This window comes from Cohnella sp. GbtcB17, assembly GCF_019091135.1.
In the GTDB taxonomy this organism is placed as follows: Bacteria; Bacillota; Bacilli; order Paenibacillales; family Paenibacillaceae; genus Cohnella.
In genome coordinates this window covers 1-260 of sequence record NZ_JAGXJW010000307.1, presented here as the reverse complement: position 1 = coordinate 260, position 260 = coordinate 1, and the positions used below count along the sequence as shown (strand labels likewise).

At 66.9% G+C, this 260-nt stretch carries 1 pseudogene; it reads left to right on the top strand.

Annotation, left to right across the window (positions count from 1 at the left end):
- Positions 1–21: 21 nt before the first annotated feature.
- Positions 22–260 (top strand): annotated as a pseudogene (locus KVT38_RS33830) (Lrp/AsnC family transcriptional regulator); the annotation flags it as partial.

Sequence of the window (260 nt, the reverse complement as noted above, 5' to 3'; positions counted from 1 at the left end):
CAGCGGCAGGAGGACGGCCGGATGCCAGTCAGCGAGCAGTCCACGCGGCAGTCGCCCAGCCGCCCCAGCGGCTCGGAGCGTCTCGCGCGCTTGCAGGAGCGGGGGACCATTACAGGCTTCAGCGCCGTTGTATCGGCGCCGGCAGTCGGACGAAGCGTACAGGTGATTATTCAGGACAGCGAGCTCAAGATATCGCCGCTCGTGTTCGAGCGCCGGATCGCGGAAGAACGCGTCGTTTTGGTGTGCCACCGCGTGACGGG